Annotated in this window: 29 protein-coding genes, 2 tRNA genes and 1 pseudogene; 10 read left to right on the top strand and 22 right to left on the bottom strand. The window is 66.2% G+C overall.

Annotated features, from left to right (window positions below):
• Positions 1-2 precede the first annotated feature (2 nt).
• Genes ACQY8B_RS08840 through ACQY8B_RS08830 form a run of 3 tightly spaced genes read left to right on the top strand, consistent with a single transcriptional unit; the run spans position 3 to position 3,630 of the window.
• Entirely contained in the window at positions 3-314 is a 312-nt protein-coding gene (locus tag ACQY8B_RS08840; protein ID WP_422086357.1) for a hypothetical protein, read from the top strand.
• Positions 314-1,144 carry a DNA-methyltransferase gene (locus ACQY8B_RS08835; protein WP_422086356.1) on the top strand — a complete coding sequence of 277 codons (831 nt, stop codon included), beginning with the start codon at positions 314-316 and terminating at the stop codon, positions 1,142-1,144. Before ACQY8B_RS08840 ends, ACQY8B_RS08835 begins: the two co-directional genes overlap by 1 nt.
• Positions 1,141-3,630 (top strand): DNA cytosine methyltransferase, encoded by a 2,490-nt coding sequence (locus tag ACQY8B_RS08830; RefSeq protein WP_422086355.1) that lies wholly within the window; start codon positions 1,141-1,143, stop codon positions 3,628-3,630. Before ACQY8B_RS08835 ends, ACQY8B_RS08830 begins: the two co-directional genes overlap by 4 nt.
• A gap of 62 nt (positions 3,631-3,692) precedes the next feature.
• Here the strand turns inward: ACQY8B_RS08830 and ACQY8B_RS08825 are convergent, their stop codons facing one another.
• Together ACQY8B_RS08825 and ACQY8B_RS08820 are read right to left on the bottom strand one after the other, a co-directional pair.
• Complete coding sequence (locus ACQY8B_RS08825) at positions 3,693-4,301, bottom strand: hypothetical protein (protein ID WP_422086354.1); 609 nt, start codon at positions 4,299-4,301, stop codon at positions 3,693-3,695.
• Between the two features lie 288 nt (positions 4,302-4,589).
• Positions 4,590-4,781 (bottom strand): hypothetical protein, encoded by a 192-nt coding sequence (locus ACQY8B_RS08820; protein WP_422086353.1) that lies wholly within the window; start codon positions 4,779-4,781, stop codon positions 4,590-4,592.
• A 119-nt stretch (positions 4,782-4,900) separates the two neighbouring features.
• Between ACQY8B_RS08820 and ACQY8B_RS08815 the strand changes: the two genes are divergently transcribed.
• Together ACQY8B_RS08815 and ACQY8B_RS08810 are read left to right on the top strand one after the other, a co-directional pair.
• Positions 4,901-5,146 (top strand): hypothetical protein, encoded by a 246-nt coding sequence (locus ACQY8B_RS08815; protein ID WP_422086352.1) that lies wholly within the window; start codon positions 4,901-4,903, stop codon positions 5,144-5,146.
• Complete coding sequence (locus ACQY8B_RS08810; protein WP_422086351.1) at positions 5,143-6,162, top strand: tyrosine-type recombinase/integrase; 1,020 nt, start codon at positions 5,143-5,145, stop codon at positions 6,160-6,162. The genes ACQY8B_RS08815 and ACQY8B_RS08810 overlap by 4 nt, the downstream gene beginning before the upstream one ends.
• Before the next feature lie 56 nt (positions 6,163-6,218).
• On the opposite strand, the gene ACQY8B_RS08805 is transcribed toward ACQY8B_RS08810, so the two are convergent.
• The 17 genes from ACQY8B_RS08805 to ACQY8B_RS08725 form a co-directional block, all read right to left on the bottom strand.
• Positions 6,219-6,295, bottom strand: a tRNA-Arg gene (locus ACQY8B_RS08805).
• A gap of 188 nt (positions 6,296-6,483) precedes the next feature.
• Positions 6,484-6,560, bottom strand: a tRNA-Pro gene (locus tag ACQY8B_RS08800).
• A 47-nt stretch (positions 6,561-6,607) separates the two neighbouring features.
• Positions 6,608-7,312, bottom strand: coding sequence for a glutathione binding-like protein (locus ACQY8B_RS08795; protein WP_422086350.1), 705 nt, complete (start codon positions 7,310-7,312; stop codon positions 6,608-6,610).
• 359 nt (positions 7,313-7,671) lie between these two features.
• Positions 7,672-7,968: a hypothetical protein gene (locus ACQY8B_RS08790; protein WP_422086349.1), complete on the bottom strand. Its 297-nt coding sequence runs from the start codon at positions 7,966-7,968 to the stop codon at positions 7,672-7,674.
• Positions 7,969-8,026: 58 nt separating this feature from the next.
• A complete protein-coding gene (locus tag ACQY8B_RS08785; protein ID WP_422086348.1) occupies positions 8,027-8,293 on the bottom strand; it encodes a hypothetical protein in 267 nt (88 codons plus the stop codon).
• A gap of 66 nt (positions 8,294-8,359) precedes the next feature.
• The gene (locus tag ACQY8B_RS08780) at positions 8,360-9,292 is read right to left on the bottom strand and encodes a cupin domain-containing protein (protein WP_422086347.1); all 933 of its coding nucleotides are present in this window, start codon (positions 9,290-9,292) and stop codon (positions 8,360-8,362) included.
• Entirely contained in the window at positions 9,289-10,578 is a 1,290-nt protein-coding gene (locus ACQY8B_RS08775; protein ID WP_422086346.1) for a Zn-dependent hydrolase, read from the bottom strand. Before ACQY8B_RS08775 ends, ACQY8B_RS08780 begins: the two co-directional genes overlap by 4 nt.
• A gap of 2 nt (positions 10,579-10,580) precedes the next feature.
• Entirely contained in the window at positions 10,581-11,462 is an 882-nt protein-coding gene (locus ACQY8B_RS08770) for an alpha/beta fold hydrolase (protein ID WP_422086345.1), read from the bottom strand.
• A gap of 10 nt (positions 11,463-11,472) precedes the next feature.
• On the bottom strand, positions 11,473-12,648 hold the full coding sequence (locus ACQY8B_RS08765) for a pyridoxal phosphate-dependent aminotransferase (RefSeq protein ID WP_422086344.1): 1,176 nt from the start codon (positions 12,646-12,648) through the stop codon (positions 11,473-11,475).
• Positions 12,645-13,478, bottom strand: a complete 834-nt coding sequence (locus tag ACQY8B_RS08760) for an SDR family oxidoreductase (protein WP_422086343.1) — start codon at positions 13,476-13,478, stop codon at positions 12,645-12,647. The genes ACQY8B_RS08765 and ACQY8B_RS08760 overlap by 4 nt, the downstream gene beginning before the upstream one ends.
• A gap of 53 nt (positions 13,479-13,531) precedes the next feature.
• Complete coding sequence (locus ACQY8B_RS08755; RefSeq protein WP_422086342.1) at positions 13,532-14,266, bottom strand: GntR family transcriptional regulator; 735 nt, start codon at positions 14,264-14,266, stop codon at positions 13,532-13,534.
• 71 nt (positions 14,267-14,337) lie between these two features.
• Positions 14,338-15,177: a TauD/TfdA dioxygenase family protein gene (locus ACQY8B_RS08750; RefSeq protein WP_422086341.1), complete on the bottom strand. Its 840-nt coding sequence runs from the start codon at positions 15,175-15,177 to the stop codon at positions 14,338-14,340.
• Positions 15,178-15,217: 40 nt separating this feature from the next.
• Positions 15,218-15,994, bottom strand: coding sequence for a class II aldolase/adducin family protein (locus ACQY8B_RS08745; RefSeq protein WP_422086340.1), 777 nt, complete (start codon positions 15,992-15,994; stop codon positions 15,218-15,220).
• Positions 15,995-16,139: 145 nt separating this feature from the next.
• Entirely contained in the window at positions 16,140-16,898 is a 759-nt protein-coding gene (locus tag ACQY8B_RS08740) for an ABC transporter permease (protein WP_422086339.1), read from the bottom strand.
• On the bottom strand, positions 16,877-17,635 hold the full coding sequence (locus ACQY8B_RS08735) for an ABC transporter permease (protein ID WP_422086338.1): 759 nt from the start codon (positions 17,633-17,635) through the stop codon (positions 16,877-16,879). The genes ACQY8B_RS08740 and ACQY8B_RS08735 overlap by 22 nt, the downstream gene beginning before the upstream one ends.
• Positions 17,632-18,483: an ABC transporter ATP-binding protein gene (locus ACQY8B_RS08730; RefSeq protein WP_422086337.1), complete on the bottom strand. Its 852-nt coding sequence runs from the start codon at positions 18,481-18,483 to the stop codon at positions 17,632-17,634. The genes ACQY8B_RS08735 and ACQY8B_RS08730 overlap by 4 nt, the downstream gene beginning before the upstream one ends.
• Positions 18,484-18,494: 11 nt before the next feature.
• On the bottom strand, positions 18,495-19,502 hold the full coding sequence (locus tag ACQY8B_RS08725; RefSeq protein ID WP_422086336.1) for an ABC transporter substrate-binding protein: 1,008 nt from the start codon (positions 19,500-19,502) through the stop codon (positions 18,495-18,497).
• A gap of 139 nt (positions 19,503-19,641) precedes the next feature.
• On the opposite strand from ACQY8B_RS08725, the gene iaaH reads away from it, so the two are divergent.
• Positions 19,642-21,084 (top strand): indoleacetamide hydrolase, encoded by a 1,443-nt coding sequence (iaaH, locus tag ACQY8B_RS08720; protein ID WP_422086335.1) that lies wholly within the window; start codon positions 19,642-19,644, stop codon positions 21,082-21,084.
• Between the two features lie 79 nt (positions 21,085-21,163).
• The gene (locus ACQY8B_RS08715; protein WP_422086334.1) at positions 21,164-21,478 is read left to right on the top strand and encodes a hypothetical protein; all 315 of its coding nucleotides are present in this window, start codon (positions 21,164-21,166) and stop codon (positions 21,476-21,478) included.
• 21 nt (positions 21,479-21,499) lie between these two features.
• Here ACQY8B_RS08715 and ACQY8B_RS08710 read toward each other — a convergent pair whose 3' ends face one another.
• A complete protein-coding gene (locus ACQY8B_RS08710; protein WP_422086333.1) occupies positions 21,500-22,360 on the bottom strand; it encodes a fumarylacetoacetate hydrolase family protein in 861 nt (286 codons plus the stop codon).
• Between the two features lie 46 nt (positions 22,361-22,406).
• Entirely contained in the window at positions 22,407-23,390 is a 984-nt protein-coding gene (locus ACQY8B_RS08705) for a VOC family protein (RefSeq protein ID WP_422086332.1), read from the bottom strand.
• Positions 23,391-23,527: 137 nt separating this feature from the next.
• On the opposite strand from ACQY8B_RS08705, the gene ACQY8B_RS08700 reads away from it, so the two are divergent.
• Positions 23,528-24,217 carry a GntR family transcriptional regulator gene (locus tag ACQY8B_RS08700; RefSeq protein ID WP_422086331.1) on the top strand — a complete coding sequence of 230 codons (690 nt, stop codon included), beginning with the start codon at positions 23,528-23,530 and terminating at the stop codon, positions 24,215-24,217.
• Entirely contained in the window at positions 24,198-24,389 is a 192-nt protein-coding gene (locus ACQY8B_RS08695) for a DUF4865 family protein (RefSeq protein ID WP_422089170.1), read from the top strand. The genes ACQY8B_RS08700 and ACQY8B_RS08695 overlap by 20 nt, the downstream gene beginning before the upstream one ends.
• A gap of 158 nt (positions 24,390-24,547) precedes the next feature.
• On the opposite strand, the pseudogene ACQY8B_RS08690 reads toward ACQY8B_RS08695, so the two are convergent.
• Positions 24,548-24,763: pseudogene (locus ACQY8B_RS08690) on the bottom strand (LysR family transcriptional regulator); the annotation flags it as partial.
• Between the two features lie 74 nt (positions 24,764-24,837).
• Here ACQY8B_RS08690 and ACQY8B_RS08685 point away from each other — a divergent pair.
• Positions 24,838-25,986: a DSD1 family PLP-dependent enzyme gene (locus ACQY8B_RS08685; RefSeq protein WP_422086330.1), complete on the top strand. Its 1,149-nt coding sequence runs from the start codon at positions 24,838-24,840 to the stop codon at positions 25,984-25,986.
• The last annotated feature ends 64 nt before the right edge of the window (positions 25,987-26,050 follow it).

Here is a 26,050-nt window from a genome sequence, read left to right as displayed (position 1 = left end):
CGATGTCAAAGAAATCTCTCAAGCTCTGCCCGCTCGCGCAGCACATCGTGAGGATGCTGGCCGAGTCCGGCCGGCCCGGCCACGGCCCCAGCTACGCCAACGGCAAGGCGTTCGAACTGCATGGCCTGTCGACGAACGACGTGCTGGTGTGGGCGGGCCGCATGCTCGACAGCAGAAACCAGGGCGAGCTGGTCGACGTCATTAGGAAGGCGTCCGGTCGCGACCTGGACGCCGCAGACCTGGCCGCCGCGGCGCGAGTCGGCGTGGCGGTGGGCGCCCTGCCGAGCATCGATCTGTTGGAGCTGCTGCTGTGATGCGCGTCGAAACCATCGGCAGCGCCACGCTGTACCACGGCGAAGCCCTCGAAGTGCTGCACGCCCTGCCGCCCGGCACGGCCGATGCCGTCATCACCGATCCGCCCTACTCCAGCGGCGGCGCCTTCCGTGGCGATCGCGCGCTGGACACGAAAGCGAAATACCTGAGCACAGGATCCGGCAACCTCGAAAGAACAACCAACTTCGGCGGCGACAACCGCGACCAGCGCTCGTTCCACTTCTGGTCGACGCTCTGGTCATCGGCAGCACTTCGCGCATCGAAGCCCGGTGCCCCCGCGCTGTTCTTTTCCGACTGGCGCCAACTTCCCGTGTCGACCGACTACCTGCAGGCCGGCGGCTGGGTGTGGCGCGGGGTCGTGCCTTGGGTGAAGAAGTCGGCGCGCCCGCAGATGGGGCGGTTCACGGCCGCCGCCGAGTACGTCGTCTGGGGTTCTGCCGGGCCGATGCCAGTCGACCGCGGCGTCGGTTGCCTACCCGGCTTCTACGAGTGCCATGTCCCGGCTGGTCGTGAGCACGTCACGCAGAAGCCGGTACCGCTCATGGCCGACCTGGTCGAGATCTGCGAGCCAGGCGGCCTGGTACTTGACCCGTTCATGGGTTCAGGCACCACCGGGGTGGCCGCGCTGCGGCTCGGCCGTCGCTTCATTGGCTGCGAGCAGAGCCTCCATTACTTCGACATCGCGTGCCGGCGGATCGAAGAAGGCCTCGAGAGCCTCTTCGTGAATGAGCCGAGCCAATCAGCGCCGCCGGGCCTTCAACAGATCGCCCGCTCTTTCATCAATCTTGACAGCAGGAAGAACGACGCATGAGGCGCGACGACTTCACCATGCGGCTCGATCTGGGCCACGAACTCATCATCGACAACTTCGCGGGCGGCGGTGGCACATCAACGGGACTTGAGGCCGCGTTCGGCCGGCCCGTCGACATCGCGATCAACCACGATCCCGAGGCGTTGGCGATGCACGCCATCAACCACCCGCACACCCGGCACCTGCTGGAAAGTGTTTGGGACGTGGACCCCATCGCGGTGACCGGCAATCAGCCGGTGGCGCTGGTCTGGCTCTCGCCTGACTGCAAGCACTTCAGCAAGGCCAAGGGCGGCACGCCGGTGGCAAAGCACATTCGCGGCCTGGCATGGGTAGGTCTGCGCTGGGTGGCGCTGACCAAGCCGCGCGTGCTCATGTTGGAGAACGTCGAAGAGTTCACCACCTGGGGGCCTCTGCTGGTGGGCGCTGACGGCATGGCCCGGCCAGACCCCTCGCGCAAGGGCAAGACCTTCGAGAGCTTCGTGCGGCAACTGCGCGGCCACGGCTACAACGTGGAGTACCGCGAGCTGCGCGCCTGCGACCACGGCGCCCCGACAATCCGCAAGCGCCTCTTCCTCGTCGCGCGCCGCGACGGCCTGCCCATCGTCTGGCCCGAGGCCACGCACGGCGACCCGACCAGCCGCGAGGTTCTGGCCGGCAAGCTGCTGCCGTGGCGATCGGCCGCGGAGTGCATCAACTTCAGCCTGCCCGCGCAGAGCGTGTTCGGCCGCGATCGCCCGCTGGCGGAAAACACCATGCGCCGGGTCGCGAAGGGCCTGTGGCGGCACGTGCTCGCCTGCCCCAAGCCCTTCATCGTTGGAGTGGGCGGCCGCATGGGGCAGTCGCCCTCGCGCTCGGTCAGCGCGCCGCTGCAGACCATCACCTCGAAGGCCGATTCGTGCGTGGCGCAGCCGGTGCTGGCGCCGTTCGTCAGCGAGCATGCCAACGCCAGCAACCAGCGCAACATGGCCGCCGACCAGCCGCTGCGCACGATCTGCGCCCAGGTGAAGGGCGGGCACTTCTCGGTGGTGGCGCCGATGCTGGCACCCATGGTGATGACGAACACCACGGGCCACCCCGGCGCGCCAGCCGATGCGCCGCTCTCGACGATTACTACAGGCGGGCAGCAGGCGGTGGTCGCTGCAGACATCGAGCCAGTGGCTGCGCTCGCGGGCACCGACGCCAACGGCATGACTGCCGAGGATGTCGACTTCTGGAAGGCCGTACGGACGCTTGACGCGGCCGTAGAACAGGAGCGGGCCGCGGCGGCTGTGCTCGCCCCCCTACGTGGCACCGGCGAGAGCCACCTGCAGGGCGATGACGTGACCGCACCGCTCTCGACGGTCTCGGCCGGCGGCACGCACCACGCGCTTGCCAGCGCCAACCTGGTGACCGTCGGCTATGGAGAGCGGCCGGGCCAGGAGCCGCGCGCGCTGGACATCACCCGCCCGCTGGGCACTGTGGTGGCCGGCGGTGTGAAACATGCGGTGGTCGAAGGTGCGTTCATCACGAAGTTCAACACCGGCAGCGTGGGCTCAAGCCTTCATGAGCCGGTGAAGACCGTGACCGCCGGCGGCGCGCCTGCGCGGCCCGGCACCGGCATTCAGATGGGCCTCGTTGCCGCGCACTTGGTCGACGCGGGCCACGGTGAAGGCAAGGACGGGACCAAGCGTTTCAGCCACGGTGTGCGCAGCGTTGAGCAGCCGCTCAACACGGTAACGGCCAGCGGCGCCACCAGCGCCGTCGCGGCCATCCACCTCACCCACCTGACGCACCACGGCGACCGCGCAGGCAACGACGCGGCCGAGCCGCTGCGCACCATCACCGGCGCGCACCGCGGAGAGCAGGCGCTGGTGGCCGCGTGCATCGAACAGGCCAACGGCGGTTTCTACGACGGCGACGGCCGCGCCGCCGACTCGCCCATGTCCACCATCACGGCCGCCGGCAGCAACCAGCGCCTCGTCGCCGCCTACTGCGTGAAGTACTACAGCAACGGCGGCCAGTGGCAGGGCCTGGCCGAGCCCATGCACACGCTACCCACGAAAGGACGCATGGGCCTGGTCCAAGTCGAACAAGTGCCAACCGACTGCCTCGCGCCCGAGTTGCGCGAGCGAGCGCGGCAGTGCGCCGCCCTGCTGCACGAGCACCTGCCCGAACAGTTCCCCGAACTGGCTGAGCTTGTGCTGATGCCGTACGAAGGCCAGTGGTGGGTGCTGGTCGACATCACCCTGCGCATGCTCAAGGCGCCGGAGTTGTTCCTGGCGCAGAGCTTCCCGGCCGACTACGTCATTCACGAAATCCCGGATCCGGCGCTGCTGTTCAAGGGGGGCGTGCAGGCGGCCGACCCGCTGAAGGTGCCGCGCATCAAGCTGAGTGCGACAGCACAGGTGCGAATGTGCGGCAACAGCGTGGCGCCGGCGCAGGCCGAGGCGCTGGTGCGCGCGAATTTCGCGCACGAGGCGCAGATCTACGGGAGGGCTGCGGCGTGAGCACGAAGCACGTTGTTTCCGTCTCTGGTGGCAACCCTATGAACATCGACCGCTTCGATCCATCATTTCGGCGGCACCATAGCTTCGATGCTCGCAAACAAGGCCTTCGCTCGAGCGTCTGTGCCGATCGCGCATTCGTTAGCCATTTTGATGATGGGTCCCCAAAGTTCGCTATCTCCGCTCTTCAAACGAGGATAAGCCTCGCGTATTCGCAGCAAAAGTGTTCGTCCCAGGCTCTCAGTGACAGCGACGCCCTCGATGGCCGTATGTGTCTCGAAGCGAAGATAGTCCGTTCGAGAAAGCGAATTCAACAAAGTCTCCAGCTCGATGGAGAGGTGTATCAAGTCTTCGGCATTGGGCGCTCGTGCACGGGCGATGTTCGAAACTTTGACAATGACCTGTTGCACACCACTCATCACCTGCAAGAGACCTTGGAGGCCGGCACGTGTGCTTTGCCACGCTGCAGTGGCTTGTCTCCGAAGCTCAAGCCGATGCTGGCGCTGCACGACCCACACAGAAAGGCCAATCGCAGCAACGGAGCCCACTGCCTGTACCCAAGCGGCGAGCTTCTCGTGTGCTTCCAACCAGGCCTGCAAGGGTGCCCAGCCAGCGATGACCGCGATCGCAACCGCAACCGTCGCCCACACTCCAAGCATCGCAAGTCCGTTCATCTCCGCCTCCATCGTTTGATGGCGGCAGTATCGCCGGGCTCAATCCTCAAGACCGAACTGTGCCTGCAGCGCGCAGACATTCAGCTCGATGTCGCGCCAATGGGTGCAGCGATCACCGGCCACGGGCACCGTCCAGCCCGGGCCTCTGCCAACCATAACTTCAATACTGGCCATGCCGGAGCCGTGCAAGTCCGTCGGATGGCAGCCCAGGTCAGGGATGGCCTCAGTGCGCCAGACTGGCGAGGCCTGGCACTGCGCGACGGCAAAGTGGTGTTAGTCCACGCCGCTCTACTTCTTCCGCAATGCGCCGTCGGCAGTCTGCAGGTTCGTCGCCAATGCGATCAGAACCGCGCTCACGAAAGCAGGATCTGCTGGATGGTTGTAGCCCGAATTGCTGGCCAGCTCCATCGCGTGAGCGATCTGATCGGCAGTGAGTTTGTAGGCGACTTCCTGTGCCTTGCCGGCGAATTGCGTTGCCATCGCTGTCTCCAAGTGTCGAAGTCACAAATGATGCCACGCAGGCTCGAAGTGCAGGATTTGCGGTGGCGCTGCGCCGACAACATCTACCGCGCACACGACGACGCGCTGAGGGACGTGCAATGAAACAGGACAATCTCAAAACGAGTGCCATTCTTTCCAGGGCAGAACTCAAGGAGCTGACTGGCTACAAGAGAGCAGCAGATCAGCTGTCCGAGCTGCTGCTCCAGGGCTTCTACCGCGCCCGAAGATCCCCCGTTGATGGCTCGTTGATTCTGGAGCGGGCGCACTACGACGCGATCTGCTCCGGAGGAGGAAAGCCGGCCAACGAGCCCACTGTCAGGCCGCCGAAAGTGCGCACCCGATGAGCCGAGATCTTCCGCAGCGGGTATACCTGAAGGACGGCTCCTACTGGCACGTCGCCGCCATCGGCAAGACCCGCAAATGGACGAAGCTGTGTCGCGAACGTGAAGGCCTCCCCGCGATGTACCTCGCGCTGGGCAAGCTGACGGCCGACAAGGGGATCGATGACATGGTGCCAAAGCTGATCGCCGACTGGAAAGAAGAGGTCGGCAAGGACCGCGAGAAGCGTACGCGCGCAGACGACGCCTTCCGCCTGCGCGAGATCTCCGACGCCTTCGCGGAGTTCAGGGCATCGCAGGTCAAGACTCCCGACGTGATGGAGTTTCTGAAGCGGTTCAAGGCGATGCCGCGCACCTACAACGCCTATCGGTCGATGCTCAGGGAGTTGATGCGATTCGCCGAAGAAAAGGGCTTCCGCCCCGAGGGATCGAACCCCACCGGGGCGGTGAAGCAAATGAGCATCGCCGCGCGCAACCGCTACATCACCGACAGCGAGCTTCGCCGGATCAAGGTGGCTGCGATGAAGGGAAAGGACGGGCTGGAAACCCGCTCCGGCCCGATGATATGTGCCTTGATCGACCTGGCGTACCTGACTGGCCAACGCATCGGCGACCTGCTGGCGCTGGAATGGTCGGCTATCGGTAAGGACGGCATCACGTTCAAACCCGCAAAGGCGGCCAAGACGACCAAGGTTGCAATCTTGATCCAGTGGACCCCGAAGCTGAGAGCGGTCATCGAGCGCGTGAAGGTGATCAAGCGCGCCAACATCCGCTTCGTCATTGCCAACCAGGAGGGGCGCCCCTACAAATATCACGGCGTGCGAATCGCGTGGGATCGGGCGCTGGAGCGCGCGGGCATCGAAGACGCGCACTTCCACGACCTGCGCGCCAAGGCGCTGACGGACAAGGACCGCGCCGAGGGCATGGGTGCTGCACGCACCATGGGAGGGCATTCGACGGAACATCAGACCGCCGACTACGTGCGCCACAAGACGGCGAGAAAGACCCCAGCGACCCGATAAAAGGCGGGTTTCTCCCTGCCTTGGTTAGAGAAAACTGCTGTGGTTAGAGACTGAAATGGCCTGCCCGGAGGGGATCGAACCCCCGACAACCTGCTTAGAAGGCAGGTGCTCTATCCAACTGAGCTACGGGCAGATGCGAGCCGGAGAGAACCCTGGAGAATCAACGACTTAGACGTCTTTGTTTCCGGGCCGGCAGCGGCGGAGATTCTACCCAGTTCCGTACTTCGCCCCGCGTGACAACAACGCCACCGATCGGCGCTCTTCATGAGCCGAAACGAAAAATGCACACAGCCCGTGAAGACTGTGTGCATTTCGATTTTTTGGTCGGGGCGAAAGGATTCGAACCTTCGACCCTCTGGTCCCAAACCAGATGCGCTACCAGGCTGCGCTACACCCCGACAAGCCTTCTATTCTAGCCCGGATATTGGCCCATTCCTGAAGTTTCTCAGCGTTTCTCGTACTGCGTCTTGCCGAAAAGAATCTCGCGCTCCTTGTCGCCGGTGATCGGCTGGCGCAGATCGGCCAGCACTTTCACGCCGCGTTGCACCGCGGGACGCGCCGCGATGCCGTCGAACCAGGTTTTCAGGTACGGGAAGTCGGTGAGCGTGATGCCCTGGTTTTCCCAGCTGCGCAGCCAAGGGAAGATTGCGATGTCGGCAATCGAATAGCTCTTGCCGGCAATGAACTTGTTCTTCGACAGCTGCTTGTCGATCACGCCGTAGATGCGCTTGGCTTCATTCGTGTAGCGGTCGATCGCATAGGCGATCTTCTCGGGCGCGTACATGCGGAAGTGGTGAGCCTGGCCGAGCATGGGGCCGACGCCACCCATCTGGAACATGAGCCACTGCAGCACGTCATAGCGCTCTCGATCGCTTGCCGGCAACAGCTTGCCGGTCTTGCCCGCCAGGTAGACCAGGATGGCGCCCGACTCGAAAAGCGAGATCGGCTTGCCATCCGGACCGTCTGGGTCGGTGATGGCGGGGATCTTGTTGTTGGGGCTGATCTGCAGGAAGTCGGGCGCGAACTGGTCGCCCTTGCCTATGTTCACGGGGTGCGCGTGGTACGGCAGGCCGCATTCCTCGAGCATGATGTGAATCTTGTGGCCGTTCGGCGTGGGCCAGGAATAGACCTCGATGGGCTGTGCGGACATATGTCTCGGGCTCCGGTGAATGTGATGCGAGCCGGCAGCATATACGTGGGCATCCGATCGCGTGTGCGACCGGGAATTGCTCGTCCGAGTCCGGCGGCCGTCAGCGCCCGTCGTAAATCAACCGCCAGACATTGCACCCGCCGGCGCAGGGAGACTCCCCATACGCCTGTGCCGTAACCACTTGCGGCGCCATCGGAGATAGATCCGAAACCCCGCCGTTTGGCGACGGCGTGCCCCCGATCACGAGGGCCGTCACGCCGGCTGCAACCACTTTTGTAACCATCAACATGTTTGTCTCCAGCAATTGGTCACAAATCCAAGATAGGCCTGCCGAAGACAAAAATCGCCGGGGTTTACCCTCAGTCTGCTGCCGGTCCGCCCGGCTTGGAAGGCAGGTCGCCTTCCCGCAGTTTTCGGCCAACCCACATCATTCCCGTTTCGTAGTTCGCGGCACCGACCTGGATGCCGCCCACGGTGCGAAGCGCACCGGTTCCGTCATCGGTGGCAGGGCCCTCGCCTGTGTATTCGCCGGGAACCAGCAGGCGGCCTTCTTTCAGGAAATCGGCAATGCGCAGTTCGCGCATTGCGCGGCCCCAGTGCCACTGTTTCTTGATGTCGTAGGTGCCCGCCTTCTTCGGGGGCTTGGATTTCTTCATGTGCCTCGGTCGCTCGCAAAACAAACAGGCGCCAGCATAGCCTGCGCCTGTCAGCGCATCAGAGCTGGCCGTTGGCACCCCGCTCTTGCGCAATCAGAAGCTCATCCCCCTCCTCCCGGGGCCCGACATTCAAATCTTCCGACATCCCCTTCAGCACCACATACCCGGCCTGCAACGCCTCGATGTATGTTGAAAAGCCTGTAGCAGCTTCCATCAGCGGCTCGAATTCCATCGAGTTGTCGAAGGACTCCAGGAGCACCCAGAAATAGTCCCCTGCGTCGTGTTGGTCGACAGTCAGGGCGATAGAGATAAGTTGGCCAGCCATTCACTCATGGTGACAACGCCAAGTGACAGTTCAGCTTCCGGGTGAAGTAAGCCGCGTGACTCGTTATCAGGCTGCTTCGAGAAAAGCGAAGTCCATGGTCCTCGCGTGATAGTGCAGGCCGCCGTCCTGCACTATCAGGAAGCGTGCGCCTCGCGCGCCTGGGTTGTGGTGCGAGTGCGGTGCACCCGGTGGCGTGACGAGCGTTGCCCATGGCTCCCACGGGCAATGCGCATCGCCCACGACGGAGTGGCAACCCTCGCCCTGCACCACCAGCGTTACCGCAGCCGAGTTGTGGCGGTGCGAACGCTGCCAGGTGCCGGGAGACAGCGTGTTGAAACTCAGCGTCAAGGTCGGCGTGAGGTTGCGCGCGGCGGCCTGCCTGTCTGACGAGAAGATCAGCGCGCGGCCCGAGGTCTCGTCGCGCGTCCCGGTCGAAAAGATCGTTGCGAACTGTCGCTCGATCTCGGCGGCCGGATAGTGAACGACGTCGATGGATGCATCGACCACCGGCGCAGGCTCCGCTCGCTCGAAGGCCAGTTGCGGCTCGTTGCCAACGGTCCACAGCAGCGCACCCTCCGCACCGGCCGCAAGGCGATAGCCGGTGGCACCGGGCAACAGGAAAACATCGCCCGCGCCAAACTCGAAGCCGTCGAACGCGCCATCGAGCCGCCCGCTGCCGGAAATCACATACCAGACCGCACCGGTCGCGCGCACGTCCAGCGGCAGCAGCATGTCGCCGGGCGCAATGCGCACGTAGCGCGCGAGCATCAGCGGCGTGGTGGCCGCAAAGCCGCTGCCCAGCGCCTCGGACTGGTCGCAGTCGAACACACCGAACTGCCCCTCCTGCGGCGGCGAGAAGAGCCGCGCGGGCACCTCGGGCAGCTTCACGTTGAAGGCGTTGCCAGAGTTGAAGAAACGCGCGCGTGCCTGCGCCGCGTTGGCCGGTGCGCTCGGATGCTGCATCGGCAGATCCGCCATGTCGGTGACGGTTTCGTTCACGGAGCAGCTCCCTCGCCTGCACCCGCATAGGGCAGCAGCACGCGCAACAGCACATTCGCGCCGGCGGCCACATGCTCGGGCTCGGCCCATTCGTGCTCGGCATGGCTCACGCCGTCGCGGCATGGAATGAAGATCATCGCGCTCGGGCATAGCGGCGCCATGTGGCGCGCATCATGGCCGGCGGCCGAAAGAATCGGCATGTGCAACTCGCCGATGCTCTCGGCGGCTTTGGCAATCGCCTGCTGCAGCGCAGGGTCGAATCCGTTGGAAGGCGCATCGACGAGCGGCGTGACAGTGGCCTCGCAAGGCGCTGCGAAGGTGTCGCACAGCATGCCGATTCGCTCGCCCAGGTACCCGAGCACGGCGTTGTCGGGGTGCCGCAGGTCGATGCGCAGCGTCACGCGTTCGGGCACGACCGAGGGCGCATTCGGCTCGACTTGCAGGCGGCCAATGGTGAACTTCACCGCTTCGTCGTAGCCGCCGATCTCCGCATACAGCGCACCCGCGATGCGCGTGAAGGCTTCGAGCGCGTCGCGCCGATAGACCATCGCGAGCGTGCCCGCGTGGCCTCGCTCGCCCTCGATCACGATGTCGAATGTTTTCTTTCCCTGGATACCGGTGACGACGCCGATCACACGCTCCTGCGCTTCCAGCAACGGCCCCTGCTCGATGTGCGCTTCCACATAAGCCTTCAACGGGAAGCCCAGCGCTCGCCGCCGCAGCTCCGGAAACGCCGCATGCAAGGCATCGAGCGCGTCGGCGACGGAAACGCCCTGCGCGTCGCGCACCGCGCGCACGGCCTCCAGGCTGCGCACGCCGGCAAAGGCTTCGGAACCCATCATGCCGGGCGCAAAGCGCGAGCCCTCTTCGTTCATCCATGCGACGCAGACAATGTCCACCGGCGGCCGCACGCCGCGCTGCGCCAGCGTGGTCAACACCTCCAGTGCGGCCACCACGCCATACACGCCGTCGAAGCGCCCACCGCCCGGCTGGCTGTCGAGATGGCTGCCCGCGAGCACCAGCGGTGCATCGCGGTCGATGCCGGGCAGCGCGATGAAGAGGTTGCCCGCCGCATCGGTCGAAGGCTCCAGGCCGGCCTGCAAGGCCCAGTCGATCATCGTGCGCCACGACGCGATCTCTTCCGCGCTCAGCGCTTGCCGGTCGACACCGCCCCCCGGCGTGGCGCCGATGCCTGCGAGCGCCATGAGGCGGTCCCAGAGACGCGTGGCGTCGATGCGCCAGGCGTCCTGCTGTGTGTGAGTGATCGTGGCTGCGTCGGCGTTCATGGTCAGTCGGTCTTCATGATCTGGCTGGGCAGCGCGCGCGGATCGCGCGGCTTCCACTGGCCGGCTTCGACCTGTGCGAAGAACTCGGCCAGCAAGGCGTTGAAGGCGGCGGGCTCTTCCAGGTTGAGCGTGTGGCCGGTCTTGGGCATCACCGCAAGGCCGCAGGCCGGCACGGTCTTCTTGAGGAAGACGCCGGGCTGCAGGCAATGGTCGTCTTCGTCGCCGACCACCACGAGCGAGGGCACTGGCATCGCGCGCAATTCGCTCTCCAGGTCGTAGATCGACGGGCGCCGCGCCTGCACGCCGCGCATGGTGTTGGCAGCGCCCAGCGCATCGTGCTCACCGAGCCACGTGGCAAATTCCTGCCAGCCGCGCGGGTCCTTGTTCTGGAACTGCACGCGGCTCGCGCCCAGCGAATAGGTACGCGCGAATTTCTCGGAGCCCTGCGCTTCGAATTGCCTGGCCACTTCGAGCGATACGCCGCGAAAGTATTCCTCGTGTTCTTTCTCCGCGCCGTAGCCCGCGCCGGCTATCACCAGCGAAGCCGCACGCGACGCATGGCGCAGGCCGAAGTGCAGCGTCGCGAAACCGCCCATCGACAGCCCTACGATGTGTGCGCGCTGCAGGCCCAGCGCATCCATCACGGCCACGATGTCGTCGGCCGCCGTGGCCTGCGAATAGCGCTCCACGTCGGCCGGCACGTCGGACGGCGGATAGCCGCGCGCACCGAAGGTCACGCACAGGTGGCGCCGCGCGAAGTAACGCATCTGCGGCTCCCAGCTGCGGTGGTCGCCGCCGAACTCGTGCACGAACACGATGGGCGTGCCGCTGCCGGCGGTCTCGTAGTACAGGCGAACGCCGTCTGGCGTGGTGGCAAAGCTCATGGTCGCCTCCTCAGAACAGCGCAGCCGTGGCCGGCAGCGTGCGTGCGCGCTCGACCGCTTGCGGCAGCACATCGCACAGCGCCTGCGCCCACGCCTTCGGCACGGTGGTCGATATCTTGATGAATCGGTGGCCGAAGCGCGGCGTGTGATACGTGCCCTGCCGCACCATGATGTCGTGCTCGCCCAGTGCCGTGACCAGCGCCTCGGGCGTCACGCCCGCGCCGGCGCATTCGACCACGATGAAGTTGGCCTGCGACGGGAACACCGGCACCACGAAGCCCGGCAGCTTGGCGAAGGCGTCGACGATCATCCGCTGGTTTTCGCGCTGCTGCGCGATCACACCGGCCATCCATTCGGCCTTCACGCCCAGGCCAGCGATGGCCGCGCGCTGTGCCAGCACGCTGGCACCCAGCGGCGCCTGCGAATGCGGCAGGATGCGCGCCAGCAACTCCGGCGACGCCACCAGCGCACCCAGCCGCAGCCCCGCGAGGCCGAGCCACTTGGAGAAGCTCACGATGGTCACCGTGCCTTCCGGATAGAAGCGCGAAGCCAGAGTGTGGCTGTCGGCAAAGTCGCGGTAGGTGCAGTCGTGGATGAGGATCGCGCCGATCTCTCTTGCGCGGTCCGCGAAGGCGCGGATCTCGTCCTCGGTGTAGGTGGTGCCCAGCGGGTTGTTGGGGTCCACCAGGTAGATGACCGCTGTGCTTTCGTCGGTCGAAGCAGCCAATGCTTCGGCCGACAGCTTGAAGCCGTACTCGGGCCCGTAGATCGGAATCTCGGTGATGGCACAGCCGGCCTTCGCCGCGAACTGCAGCGGCCACTTCCACCCCGGGTCGGTGGTCACGAAGCCCTTGCCCGCTTCGCAGAACGCACGGCAGGACAATGCAAGTGCGGCGACCGCGCCATCCGTCACCACTGCCGACTGGTTCGGCACGCCCAGGTCGTCCACGATGGCCCTGCGCAGTGCCTCCATGCCCAGCGGCGGCGCATAGGCGTGAAAGCTCTCGTCGTCGATGGCATCGTGCAGCGCCTTGCGCACCGCGGGATGCAGCGGAAAGTGGTTGGTGTTCTGGCCCAGCCACATCAGGTCGGGGTTGGTGAACAGGCGGTCGAAGTAGCGGTTGCGGGTTTCCGCATCACTCGTCACGGCCGGCACTGCCACGGCGGGTTTCAATGCCGCGTTCATGCCGCGAGCCTCCGGGCCTGTTCGGCCTCGACCACCTTCTTGCTGGTCTTGATGATCGAGCCGCGCGCGGCAATGCCGCCGTCGATGGTCACGACCGTGCCCGTGATGTAGCCCGCGCGCGCCGAGGCCAGGAACACCATCAGCTCGGCCACTTCTTCCGGCGTGGCGGGGCGGCCGCCCGGATAGTTGTCGAACAGCTCTTCCCAGCGGCCTTCGTCGCCGTGAGTGTCGAAGGCACGGCGCTTCATCAGCTTGACCATGCGGTCGGTGGCCACCGGGCCGGGGTTCACGCCCACCACGCGAATGCCGTCGTCCAGGCTCACGCCGCCGAGCGCGCGCGTGAAGGCCATGACGGCGGCGTTGCCGGTGGAGCCGGCGATGTAGTTGGCGTCCCAGTTCTCGCCGGAGTTGCCGATGTCGTTCACGATCACGCCGCCGCCGGCGGCCTTCATGCGTGCGTAGTAGATCTGCGTGAGCTCCATGTAGCCCAGCACCTTGAGCTGGAAGCCGCGCCGCACCACGGCGAAGTCGAGCGACTCGATGGGGCCGGCGGGAATGTCGCCCGCGTTGTTCACCAGGATGTCGACATTGCCGGCCGCCTCGGCGAGTTGCGACATGGCGCCGGGCGCGGCCAGGTCCATGGGGTGGATGCGCACGTTGATGGGGTAGATCTTCTCGATCTCTTCCTTTGCGGCTGCCAGAGCCACGCCGTCGCGTGCGGCCAGATGCAGGTGGCAGCCCTCGGCCGCGAAAGAATGGGCGGCTGCGAGGCCGATGCCTTTGGAGGCGCCGGTGATGAGTACGGTCTTGCCTTCGAGTTCGAGTTTCATGGCGTGATGTCCTGGGATGCGTTCGAAATATCGGGTTCGTTGAAAGAGGGTTGTCAGGCGCCGCCCGCGTCCTGCTCGGACAGCGCGGCGATGAGGTCGACGATGTCGTCCTCGAGCAGGCTCACGTGGTCGATGGCGGACGAGAACGCCGCGTCGGGGTCGTTGCGGCGAATGGCGTCGAGGATCGCGCCGTGCTCGCCGATGGTCGCGGTCATGCGACCGGGCTGGAAGGTGACATAGCGGCGGTACACGCGCACGCGCTTGCGCAACGCGCGGGTCTGCTCGGCCAGGTAGTGCGTGTTGGAGGCCTCGTACAGCGCATCGTGGAAGTCCTGGTTCACGTCGTAGAAGCGCGAGTGGTCGCCCGAAGCGAGGATGCTGGTCAGCTCGTCGTGCAGCTTGCTCATGCGCTGCTTCTGCGCCTCGGTGGCGCGGCGCGCGGCGAACTTGGCGCACAGGCCTTCCATCACCGCCATCATCTGGAACATCTCGATGAGCATGGGCAGCGAGATGCGCGCCACGCACACGCCGCCCTGGCGGCTGCGCAGGTCGACGAGGCCGGTGGCGGCCAGCGCCTTGAGCGCCTCGCGCACCGGCGTGCGCGACACCTTGAAGCGTTCGGCCAGCTCGGCCTCGTCGAGCCGCGCGCCGGGCTTCATGACGCCGCTGACGATCAGGTCTTCGAGCGTGTCCTTCAGTTCGTCGGACAACGTGGCGCCCTTGCCGCGCTGGCGCTCGCGTCCGCGCAACGCCGTGGGTTCCACCATCTCGGGTTCGTCGTGTTCCATGTTCTTGCCTTCCTTTTTGTGGTTGTCGTCGGTCTTCAAACGCGGGGTGCTATAGGAGATCAATTCGAATGTCAGAACGGGCGGTCGCCAGCCACCGTGGTGCGATGCATCACGCGGCGGTACACGTTATCGTCGTAGGGCGTGGCGCGGTGCATGGTGCAGCGGTTGTCCCACACCAGCAGGTCGCCCGCGAGCCACTTGTGGCGGTAGCTGAACTCGGGCGAGATGGCGTGCGCATTCAGCTCGGCCAGCAGCGCGGTGCTTTCGTCGGCGGGCAGGCCGTCGATCTGCTTGACCACGTCTTCGCCCACGTAGAGCGACAGCCGGCCGGTTTCGGGATGCGTGCGCACCAGCGGATGCACCACATCGGGCGTGGCGGCCAGTTGCTCCGGCGTGAGCGGGTTGCGGTCGGCAAAGGCCTTGCCGTAGTAGTTGGCGTAGCTGTGCGTGGCCGTGAGGTGGCGGATGCGAGCCTTCATGTCATCGTCCAGCGCTTCGTAGGCGGCGTGCATCGAAGCGAAGAAGGTGTCGCCTTCCACCGGCGGCACCTCCAGTGCGTAGAGCAATGCGCCCATCGAGGGCTCGGCCTTGTACGACAGGTCGGAGTGCCAGTTCCAGCCTTCCTTGTGGTTGCCGATAGGCTTGCCGTTTTCCGACACGTTCGACAGCACGTAGACCTCGGGGTATTCCTTCTTGAGGAACTGCGTGAGCACGTGGCCCAGCAGCGTGCCGAAGCGGCGCGAAAAGGCAACGTGCTGTGCCTCGTTGATGCTCTGGCCGCGAAACAGCAGCACCGAGCGCTGGTTGAGCGTGTCGCGCAGCACGGCAAAGTCGGCGTCGCTCACCGGCTCGCGCAGGTCGATGCCTTTGACTTCGGTGCCGATGAAAGAGGTGAGGTTCTCGAGTTGCATGGTTGGAAGATGTCTCAGGAATTGAGGAAAGAAACGGCTGTCAGAGCCGGTAGTCGGGCTGGGTGCACTCCAGCATGCGCAGGAACGCAGGCCATTCGCGCGTGCCGGGCGGCAGGATGTCGCCGGCGAATTCGGTGAACTGGCGCGCGGCCAGCTCGCTCACCTCGGGCTGCGGATACACCAGCGATTGGCCGGGTGCCACGCCGCCCTGCGCTAGCAGTTGCACTTTGGCCGCCTTCTCGAAGTAGTACATGAGGATGAAGGCCTCGGGGATGGTGCGCCCCACGGTCAGGATGCCGTGGTTGCGCAGCACCAGCGTGTGGTGCGGTCCCAGGTCGCGCACCAGCCGCTCGCGCTCGCCGGTTTCCAGCGCCACGCCTTCGTAGTCGTGGAAGGCGGTGTGGCCCTGGTAGCGCATCGCGAACTGGCTCAACGGCGCCAGGCCGTCGGGCATGGCCGCGATGGCGGTTCCGGCCTCCGAGTGCGTGTGCAGCACGCAAAGCGCGTCGGGCCGGCCCGCGTGGATGGCGCTGTGGATCACGAAGCCGGCCTGGTTCACTTCGGCATCGGTGGCGTCCACCTTGTTGCCGTCGAGGTCGATCTTCACCAGCGAAGAAGCCGTCACCTCGGAGAACAGCAGCCCGTACGGATTGATGAGGAAGTGATGCTCCGGCCCCGGCACGCGCGCCGAGATGTGGTTGTAGATCAGGTCGTCCATGCCGAAGTGCGCCACCAGGCGGTAGCAGGCGGCGAGCTGAACGCGCAACTCGTCTTCGGTTTCGGGGTACGCAGAAGGATGAAGTTTGATCTCTGTCATATCGATTGCTTCGTCACACGTCACGCGAGATCCGATCTGTTCGCAGAACACCGCGGAACCGGCTTCGCCGGGCCGCTGGTGTTGCCCCCTGCAAGGGGGTTGGCGTAGCGACATGGAGTGCGCGAAGACTGGGGGTGCTCTTCATTTATCGCCACCACACCAGTTTCTGGTCGATCCAGACCAGCAGGCCGTAGAAGACCATGCTCGCCACCGATGCGATGAGCACCGCCGACCACACGCTCAGCAGGTCGACCTGCTGCGTCGATTCATAGATCATTCGCCCGAGGCCCGCGTAGGCACCCAGCATCTCGCCGACGATCGCGACGATCATGCTGCGCGGCACGCCGATGCGAAGCGCCGTGACCACCGAGGGCATGGCCACCGGCAGGCGCAGGCGCCACACGATCTTCAGTTGCCCCGCCCCGAAGCTGCGCATCAGGTTCACGGCCGCGACGTCGGCCTGCTTCAGGCCGTGCAGCGCATTCACCAGCATGGTGAAGCCGACGGCAAGCGCCACCAGCGCGATCTTCGACGCGGCACCAAGGCCGAACCAGATCAGGAACAGCGGCGCGTAAGCCACCGTCGGTACAGCGTTCACCGCAACCGCCAGCGGCATCACGATGCGCTCCAGCGGCGGCGCCAGCAGCAACAACACTGCCAGCAACAAGCCCAGCACGCTGCCCAGTGCATAGCCGCCCAGCGCCTCGCCCAGCGTGGCCAGCAGCGCGGCCATCAGGCGGCCCGTGTCGGTGAAGGCGTGCTGCACGATCGCGCCCAGGCTGGGCAGCACGAACGGCGGAATCTTGAACAGCAGGATCGCCCCTTCCCACACCACCAGCAGCACGACGATGCTCAACACCACCGGCACCACGGGCGAGGCCATCAGCTTTCGCTGCGCCACCATACGAGCCTCCTTTCCACGAAGGTGAGCAGCCCGTAGAGCAGCGCACCCATCAGCCCGCAGGCGAACATCACCACCCACAGGCGCACCACGAGGTCGGCGTTCATGGCCTCCATGAGCATCACGCCAAGGCCCACCGTTTCGCCGAACCATTCGCCCACCACAGAGCCGATCAGGCTCAGGCCGATGGCCACGCGCAGCCCCACCATGATCTGCGGCAGCGCCGAAGGCACGGCCAGCTTGAAGAACATGACGAGGCGGTTCGCGCCAAAGCTCCTCATCAGCGCAATGCGCTGCGGGTCGCACGACTTCAGCCCGCGCAGCGTGTTCACCGTCACGGGAAAGAAGGTCAGGAAGAACGCGGTCATCACCTTGGCCAGCAGCGAGTTGCCGAACCAGATGACGATCAGCGCGCCGAAAGCCACCACCGGCACCGTCTGCGACACCACGAACAGCGGAAACACCGAGCGTTCCATCCAGCGCGAATAAGTGAACACCGTGCCGCAGAAGCAGCCGAACGCCGCGCCCAGGGCAAAGCCCAGCACCGTCTCGAGCAGCGTGCGGCCGAAGCCGCGCGCCAGTTGCGGCCACACCGACCAGGCGTCCTGCGCGATGGCACTGAGCGCCGGCAGGTAGCGCGGCGACGGCGCGAAGGCGTGCACATACAGCTCCCACACCAGCGCCAGGCCCAAGAAAGCCAGCGCGGGCGAGCGCACGGCGCGCTGCAGGAAGGTATTCACAGCGCGGTGCCCTCCTGCGCGAAGGTCTTCTGGCTCTCTTCCTCGATCTCGGCCAGCAGGCGCTGCTTCAGGCCGATGAATTCGGGCGTCAGCACCACCGACGGATCGCGCGGACGCGGAAGGTCGATCACGGTCTCGCTCTTCACCGTGCCGGGGCGCGCCGTCATCACCAGCACCTTGTCGCCGAGCAGGATGGCTTCGTCGATGTCGTGCGTGATGAACAGCACCGTGCGGCGGTGGCGCGCCCACAGTTCCAGCAGCCAGTGCTGCATGCGGGTGCGGGTGAGCGCGTCGAGCGCGCCGAAGGGTTCGTCCAGCAGCATCAGGTCGCGCTCGAACAGGAAGGTGCGCATCAGCGCCACGCGCTGGCGCATGCCGCCCGACAGCTGGTGCGGATAGTGGTTGGCGAAGCCGGCCAGCCCGAACTCGGGCAGCATGGCGCGGGCGCGTTCGCGCGCTTCCTTGCGCGGCGTGCCTTCCACCTCGAGCGCGAGGATGGCGTTGTCGAGCACCGTGCGCCACGGAAACAGCAGGTCGCGTTGCGGCATGAACGACACCTTGCCGAGCAGTTGCCCGTCGCGCTGCGGCGCGCCGCCGAACAGCAGCGAGCCGTCGTCGTCCGGCGGCAGCAGGCCCGCGATCATGTTGAACAGCGTCGACTTGCCGCAACCCGAGGGGCCCACGAGCGTGACGAACTCGCTCTTCGCGATCCGCAGGTTGACGCCAGACACAGCAACGGTCTGGGCCTGCGCTTCGCCGAAGCGCTTCCACACGTTGACCAGCTCGAGCATGGGAGGCGCCTTATCGGCAGCCACCGGCGGCATCACTTCGTGAGGCATGAACTTCATGGCGCGGCGGCTCAGAACTTCTTGTCGCCGGCCGGCACCTGGTTCCAGAAGCTGGCGTCGTAGGCTTTCGACAGGTCGGCCGGTGCCTTCAGCGCCTTGTAGCCGACGAGCTGCGCCTGCATCTTCTCGACGGTCGGCAGGTCGATGGCAAGGATGCCGTCGGTGCCGCCCTTGCCGGCCTTCACCAGCTTCTCGAACTCGTCGAGCATGGCTTCCTGGTGCGCGCGGTTCAGGCTGGGCGCGGCAGCCATGACGATGTCGATGGCCTCCTTCTTGTTCTGCAGCGCGTACTTCCAGCCTTTGACGGTGGCGTTCATGAACGCCTGCACCTGCTGCGGCTTCTCGTTGCGGTATTTCTCGGACACGAGCACGGTGTCTTGCTGCACCACCACGCCGTAGTCGTCGGGCTTGATGAGCGTGAGCTTGTCGCCCAGGCCCTGCTCTTTCAGGGTGTTCAGCTCGTTGTAATAGGTGGCGGCGGCCACGTCGAACTGCTTCTCGACGAAAGGCGCCATGGAGCCCGACTGAGGCACGATGGTCAGGTCGCTCTGCTTCACGCCGGCCGAAGCAAGCATCGAGTACAGCGTGTACTGCGTGCCGGTGAACCAGGTCGCGACCTTCTTGCCCGCGAAATCCTTCACCTTGGTGATGCCGGAATCCTTGTAGGTGACGTAGGTGAACGGCGTGTTCTGCACGGTCACGCCGATGCACACCAGCGGCAAGCCCTTTTCGCGTGCGAGCAGCACGGTCTCGGTGCCGCCGGCCAGGCCGAAGGTGTCGTTGCCCGAGGCCACCAGCGTCTCGACATTCAGGTTGGGGCCGCCCGGGTTGATCGTCAGGTCGAGGCCGGCCTGGTCATAGAAGCCCTTGGCCTTGGCCACGTAGAAGCCGGCGAACTGCGCCTGCGCCAGCCACTTGAGGCGCACGGACACCTTCTCCGCGGCGGACGCGGGCATGCCCGCCAGAAGAGCCATCGACGCGGCGACGGCGGCCAGGATACGCAAGGACTTGAAAGACATTGGAAGGCCTCATGGATACAAAAAACACTCTTAGCAGTATTCATGCCAATCACTTTCAGGCCTGTTTTCAGGCCGAAGACAGGAAATTGGCCCGGAATGTGCACCGGAGTGCAGCTTCTGCCCCAACTTCGAACCCGTGATGAACCGAATGCATGCGCTGATCGATCTTTCCGCCCGCGAGGCCGCCGAGCAGATGGCACGCGGCGAATTGCGCGCCACGGAATACGCACAGGCGCTGCTGGCGCGCGCCGAGGCCATCGCGCCCTTCGGCGCCCTGCTCCACCTCGACGCCGCGCAATTGCTCGATGCCGCAGCCGCGCTGGATGCCTCGCCGCGCCCCGCACCCGGCGCGCAACCGCTGCGCGGCGTGCCGCTGGCCTTCAAGGACAACATCGACGTCGCCGGCATGCCGACCACCGCCGGCGCCCCTTGGATGGCCGACCACCGGCCGTGCATGCATGCCGGCGTGACGCAACGGCTCATCGATGCCGGCGCACTGGTGCTCGGCAAGACGAACCTGCACGAGTGGTCGCAAGGCGTCACCAGCCACAACCACGGCTTCGGGCCGTCTCGCAATCCGTTCGACAGCACCCGCATCACCGGCGGCTCGAGCGGGGGCAATGCGGCACTGCTGGGCCTGCGCGCCGCGCCGGTCGCCATCGGCACCGACACGGGCGGCTCGGTGCGCGTGCCCGCCGCGCTGTGCGGGCTGGTCGGCTACAGGCCCACGGTGCACCGCTGGCCGGACGACGGGCTGGTACCGATCTCGCCGACCTTCGACACAGCGGGCGTCATGGCACGCTGCGTGGACGACTGCGTGCTGGTCGACCATGCGGTCGCCGGCGGGCCGCTGCGGCTGGGCGCGATGCCGCTCATGGGTGTGCGTCTGGGCGTGCCCGAGGCCTATTTCTGGGAAGAACTCGATCCGCCCGTGGCCGAGTTGGCCCGCGAAAGCCTGCACGCTCTTCAGTCGGCCGGCGCGGTGCTGGTGACCTGCGATCTTGCGGAAGCCGGCGCACTATTCCAGGAAGGATCGATGTCGATCTCGCTGCACGAGATACTGCCCGCGCTGGCCGCGTACTTTGCGCGCCACCAGCGCCCTTTCGATGCACGCGCGCTGACCGATGCGGTGGTGAGCCCCGATGTTCGCCCGCTGTTCGAGCGGCTGTTCGGCGACGGCGCGATCACTCCAGAGGCCTATGCCCACGCGCTGCACGTGCTGCGGCCGCGCATGCAGGCGGCCTACCGCGATTGCTTCGCCCGGCACGACATCGCCGCACTGGTTTTCCCGACCGCTCCGCTGACTGCCGCACGCATCGGCGAGGATGTGCAGGTCACGCTCTGCGGGCGACCGGCCTCGGCTTTTTCAGCCTACATCCGCAACACCGGGCCGGCCGGCATGGCCGGACTGCCGGCCGTGAGCCTGCCGATCGGACTGACGCGCGACCGGCTGCCCGCCGGGCTGGAACTCACCGGCCCCGAAGGCGCCGATTCGATGCTGCTGGCGCTGGCGCTGGGGGTCGAATCCGCACTGCCCCCAGCGCCGGTTCCCAGCGCATTGCAAGGGCTGAACGGCGGCTGAAACCCGCATCGCCAAAACACTACATCCCTTCACGCATCAGGCCTTCACGCCTTGCCGCGCAATCGGCGATGCTAGAGGCATGCCCATCGCGAATTCATCGAATTCCCTGCCACACCGTCGCCCCGGATGGCGTACCGCCGCGCTGATCTACACGGTCGCGGGCGCCGTCTGCATCTTCGGCTGTGCGCTGGTGCCGGAGAGCGACGTGGGCATGCTCGTGGCCATCGCGGGCGGGCTGCCGTGGTCGCTGAGCCTGCTGACGCTGGGGCTTTCTCCCGGCGTGGCGCACACGGCGCTGCTGATGCTCGCGGCCAGCTGGGCGGCCAATGCCGCACTGCTGTGGTGGATGGCGATGCGGCGGCCGGGCCGGCACTCGCCGTCGCACCCGGCCTGAGCCGGCGGCCCTGAAGAAATATCAGCCGCGCGGCTCGTCAGCAACGGGGTTCGAGAGCAGGCCCACGCCTTCGATCTCCACCTCGCACACGTCGCCGGCCTTCATGAAGACCTGCGGATTGCGCGCCAGCCCCACGCCCGATGGCGTGCCCGCGATGATGATGTCGCCCGGCTGCAGCGCGAAGGGCTCGGAGCACACCGACACCAGCGTGGCTACGTCGAAGATCATGTCGCGCGTGTTGGCGTCCTGCAGCACGGTGCCGTTCAGGCGGGTCTGCAGCCGCAGGCCGGCGGCGCCCGCGGGCAGTTCGTCGGCGGTGACGAACTCGGGGCCGAAGGAGCCCGAGCGGTCGAAGTTCTTGCCCATCATCCATTGCGCGGACTTGAACTGGTAGTCGCGGATCGATCCGTCGTTGAACACCGAATAGCCGGCCACGTGATTCAGCGCGTCGCTCTTCGAGATGTAGCGCCCGGCCTTGCCGATGACGACGAGCAGCTCGCCTTCGTAGTCGAACTGTGTCGACACGTGCGGGCGCACGATGGGCTGGTTGTGCCCGGCCCACGACGAGGGGAAGCGATGGAACAGCACCGGGTAGCTCGGCGGCTCGAATTTGCTCTCGGCCGCATGGTCGATGTAGTTCAGCCCGACCGCGATGGCCTTGGAAGGCGACTGCACAGGCGGCAGCCAGTCGATGCCGGACAGCGGCAGCCGCGCGCGGGCGGAATGGCCCGCCTTCTTCGCGGCGGCCAGGGCGTCAGGGCCGCCGCGCAGCAGTTCGTCGAGGGTGGCGGGCATGCCTTCGGCCGTGAGGTTGACGACTTCGCTGTCGAGGCGCAGGCCGAGGGCGGGCTTGCCGTTGTGTTGAAAGGCCAGGAGGCGCATGTGATTTCCTAGTGGGTGGGAACGGGAGTTGAAGGACGGAAGATGGCTAGGCCCCGACGGCCGGCGCCTCGATCTCGAAATTGGTGATGAAGTCTTCCGGCACCCGGGGGCCCCAGGCGTAGAAGGAGTCTTCGGGCGGATGGTCGGCGGCGCGCCAGTCGAAGTCGCCGGGCACGAAGTCCATGTCGCAGGAGTACTCCGAGTAGCTGCCCCACGGGTCGCGCACGTAGTGGAAGTAGTTCGAGCCCAGCACATGGCGCCCCACGCCCCAGCCGCGCACATGGCCGGCGGCGTACATCTGCTCCATGCCCCGGCCGACCTCGTCGATGTCGGCGACGTCCCAGCTCAGGTGGTGCAGCCCCGGGCCGTTCGAGCGGGCCATTGCGATCAGGTGGTGGTCGCTGCCGTGCGCGCCGTGCATGAAGACGATGTGATCGCCCGAACGGTCGGTCACGCGCAGGCCCAGCGCGTCTTCGTAGAAGCGCACGGCCTCGGGCACCTTGGCGCAGAACATCAGGATGTGCGAGAGCCGGCGCGGATGCACCTTCGGTATGCGCGAGCGGTTGAGCGAGGCGCCCGTGCCCACGGGCGGACGCGGCGCCACGACCGGCTCGCTGCCCTCGTCGGGCGCGCTCTTCGCCGCCACCACGATCTGCACCGCGAAACCTTCGGGGTGCAGCACCCACAGGCCGCGGTCGTCGCCCAGCGGATGCGGCGCGCAGCGCGGCACCTCCAGCCGCGCGATGCGCTCGGCGATGGCGTCGAAGTCTTCCTCGAAGCAGGCGAAGCGCAGGTACTGCAGCTTTTTCACACCGGGCGCCTGGTGCAACGATCCCCAGGCATGCGGATGGCCGAGCGTGTACAGGTCGAGCCGGCCGCCCTCGCGCCTGGGCTGCAGGCCGAAGGCGTCGTAGAAGTGCTCGGCCTCGTCGAGGTCTGGCACCGTGAAGACGAATGCATCGAGCGAATGAACGCTGTGGAGTGCCGCGCGGTGCGCGCTCTTGCGGGTGCGAAGCTGGATCTCGGCCATGTCGTTTGTCTCCGATTGGCTGCCGGTGTGTTTTTCAAATAATATATTATTTGAAGGTAAGTATATTATTTTTGCGTTTATCCATCAAGGATGCCGGCAAGTAACATCAGCCGCTTTCGCGGTGTGACGGGAGAGCAATGAACGAAAAGACAAAGGGCATGAGCCAGACGCGCCAGGTATTCACCGAGCTGCGCGCGGCCATCGTGAGCGGCCGGATGCTGCCGGGCTCCAAGCTCAACATCGCCGCGCTGGCGGACGAGCTCGACGTGAGTGCCGGCGCGGTGCGCGAAGGGCTGGCGATGCTGGAGGCCGAGGCGCTGGTGGTGTCGGAACCGGCGCGCGGCTATCGCGTGAGCCCGATTTCGGAGGCCGACCTCGAAGAGCTGGTGAAGGCCCGCATCGAGATAGAAAAGCTGTGCCTGGCCGAAGCCATCCGCCACGGTGACCTGGCGTGGGAAGGCAGCGTGGTCTCGGCGCACCACCGGCTGTCGCGCCTTGCCGAGCGGGACGCGGCCATGCCCTCGATGCTGAGCGCCGAATGGACGGCGAGCCACGCGGACTTCCACAACGCGCTGGTGGCGGGCTGCCCCAACAGCTGGCTGCTGCGCATGCACCAGATGCTCTATCAGCAGAGCGAGCGCTACCGGCAACTGTCGGCGCCGCTTTCCATGCAGAAACGCGATGTGCGCGCCGAGCACCAGGCGTTGCTCGACGCGGTGCTCAACCGCGACATCCAGACGGCGCAAACCCTGATCGCCGAACACCTGCAGACCACCGGCCGCGTGCTGCTGGCCGCGCTGAAGGCCAATCCGCCGGCGGACAAGTAGGCCGGCTGGCCGGCGCGGCCCGATTTGGGACGACACCGAGGGGCTGGTCTTCAAGGCCTTCGTCTCGCAGGAGCGCGGACAGCACGGCGCCGCCGGCCATCTGTATGCGTCGGTCTACCTGTGGCTCGACACCCAGGCCCCGCGCGCTTTCTCATGGGGGAGCGCTTCCTGAGCGTATCGACTCGTTCGGGCGGCCGAGCGTGGAAACATGGCTGCCGCTCGATGCCCGTGCCGGCGCGGGCAGCGCGCGCAAGGCTTTGTCGCTGTACCGCGAAGAACAGGCAATAGCCGCGACGGCGGATCGCGCCGCGCTGCATGCGGCGGAGGCCGACGCGCGGACGGCAAGAAGGCCAGCCCCTCGGCGGGCAGCCGCATCTGGCGCGGCGTGCGCTCGAGCAGGCGGCGGCCCAGCGCATCCTCGAGCCGCTTCACCTTCAGGCTCACGGCCGACTGCGAACTGTCCATGGCTTCGGCCGCCCGAGTGAAGCTCTTGAGGTCGGCCACGCGGATGAAGGCTTGCACAGCCTCGATGTCGAGTGTCTTCATTTCGGTGCGATCATTTCACCACGCACTTTCCCGCGCTCCGCCGCTTCAACACCTCCCGCAAAGGCTCCGCCACGATGTTCCTGGACACGCAACCCAACGCCCCGCTGATCGGCGCGCCCAACGGCCGCCAACAGCTCGACACGCCCGCACTGCTGATCGACCTGCCCACCATGACGCGCAACATCGAGCGCATGGCCGCCTTTGCCAAGTCGCGCGGCATCGGGCTGCGCCCGCACGTGAAGACACACAAATCGGTCGAGATCGCAAGGCGCCAGGTGGCGGCCGGCGCCATCGGCGTGAGCTGCGTCACCATGGGCGAGGCGGAGGTGATGGTGGAAGGCGGCATTCCGGGCGTGCTGATCACCTCGCCTGCCGTCACGCCGAGCAAGATCGCGCGCCTCATGAAGCTCGCGCAGCGCGCCCGCCCAGGCGACGTGATGGTGGTGGTCGACAACCCCCGCAACCTGGCCGACCTGGCGCAGGCCGCCGGTGCGCTCGCGCATCCGCTCGACGTGCTGGTGGACTACGGCGCGGGCTACAACCGCACCGGCGCCGCCACGCAGGCGCAGGTGCTCGAACTCGCAGCGCTGGTGGCCGCCGAGCCGCGCCTGCGGCTGCGCGGGTTGCAGTCGTATGCGGGCAACCTGCAGCACATCGTGGAGCGCGACAAGCGCAGCGCGGCTGCGGCCGGCCTGCGCGAGACCGTGGCAGGCATCGTCGCGGCCGCCGACCGCCAGGGCCTGCACTTCGAGATCGTGACGGGCGCTGGCACCGGCACGCACGACCTCGACTCGCAGGAAAACGCCTTCACCGAGCTGCAGGCCGGCTCCTATGTCTTCATGGACGCGGAGTACACGACCGTGCTGGCCTCTGGCGGCCAGCCCTCGCCCTTCGAGGTGTCGCTGTTCGTGCAGACAGCCGTGGTCAGCACCAACGCGGCCGACTGGGTCACGGTCGACGGCGGCACCAAGTGTTTTTCCACCGACAGCGGCGTGCCGCTGGTGGCGCGCGGCGTCGATCCCGCGGCAAGCCGCTACGCCTTCTTCGGCGACGAGCACGGCAAGCTGCTGCTAGCCGCCGATGCACGGCCCACACTCGGCGCGCGCGTCGAGTTCATCACGCCGCACTGCGACCCGACCGTCAACCTGCACGACGCTTACCACGTGGTCGATGGCGACAAGCTGGTCGCGATCTGGCCGGTGGATGCGCGCGGCAAACGATAAGCGGCATAAGAAAACTCGAAAGGCGCATTTCACAAGCGCGGCGCGAGGGCTGACAGTCGGGGCC

It is taken from the genome of Variovorax sp., from assembly GCF_965279555.1.
Taxonomy (GTDB): Bacteria; Pseudomonadota; Gammaproteobacteria; order Burkholderiales; family Burkholderiaceae_C; genus Variovorax.
Note: the sequence above shows the minus strand (reverse complement) of the source record. Positions and strands in the feature narration are given on the sequence as shown.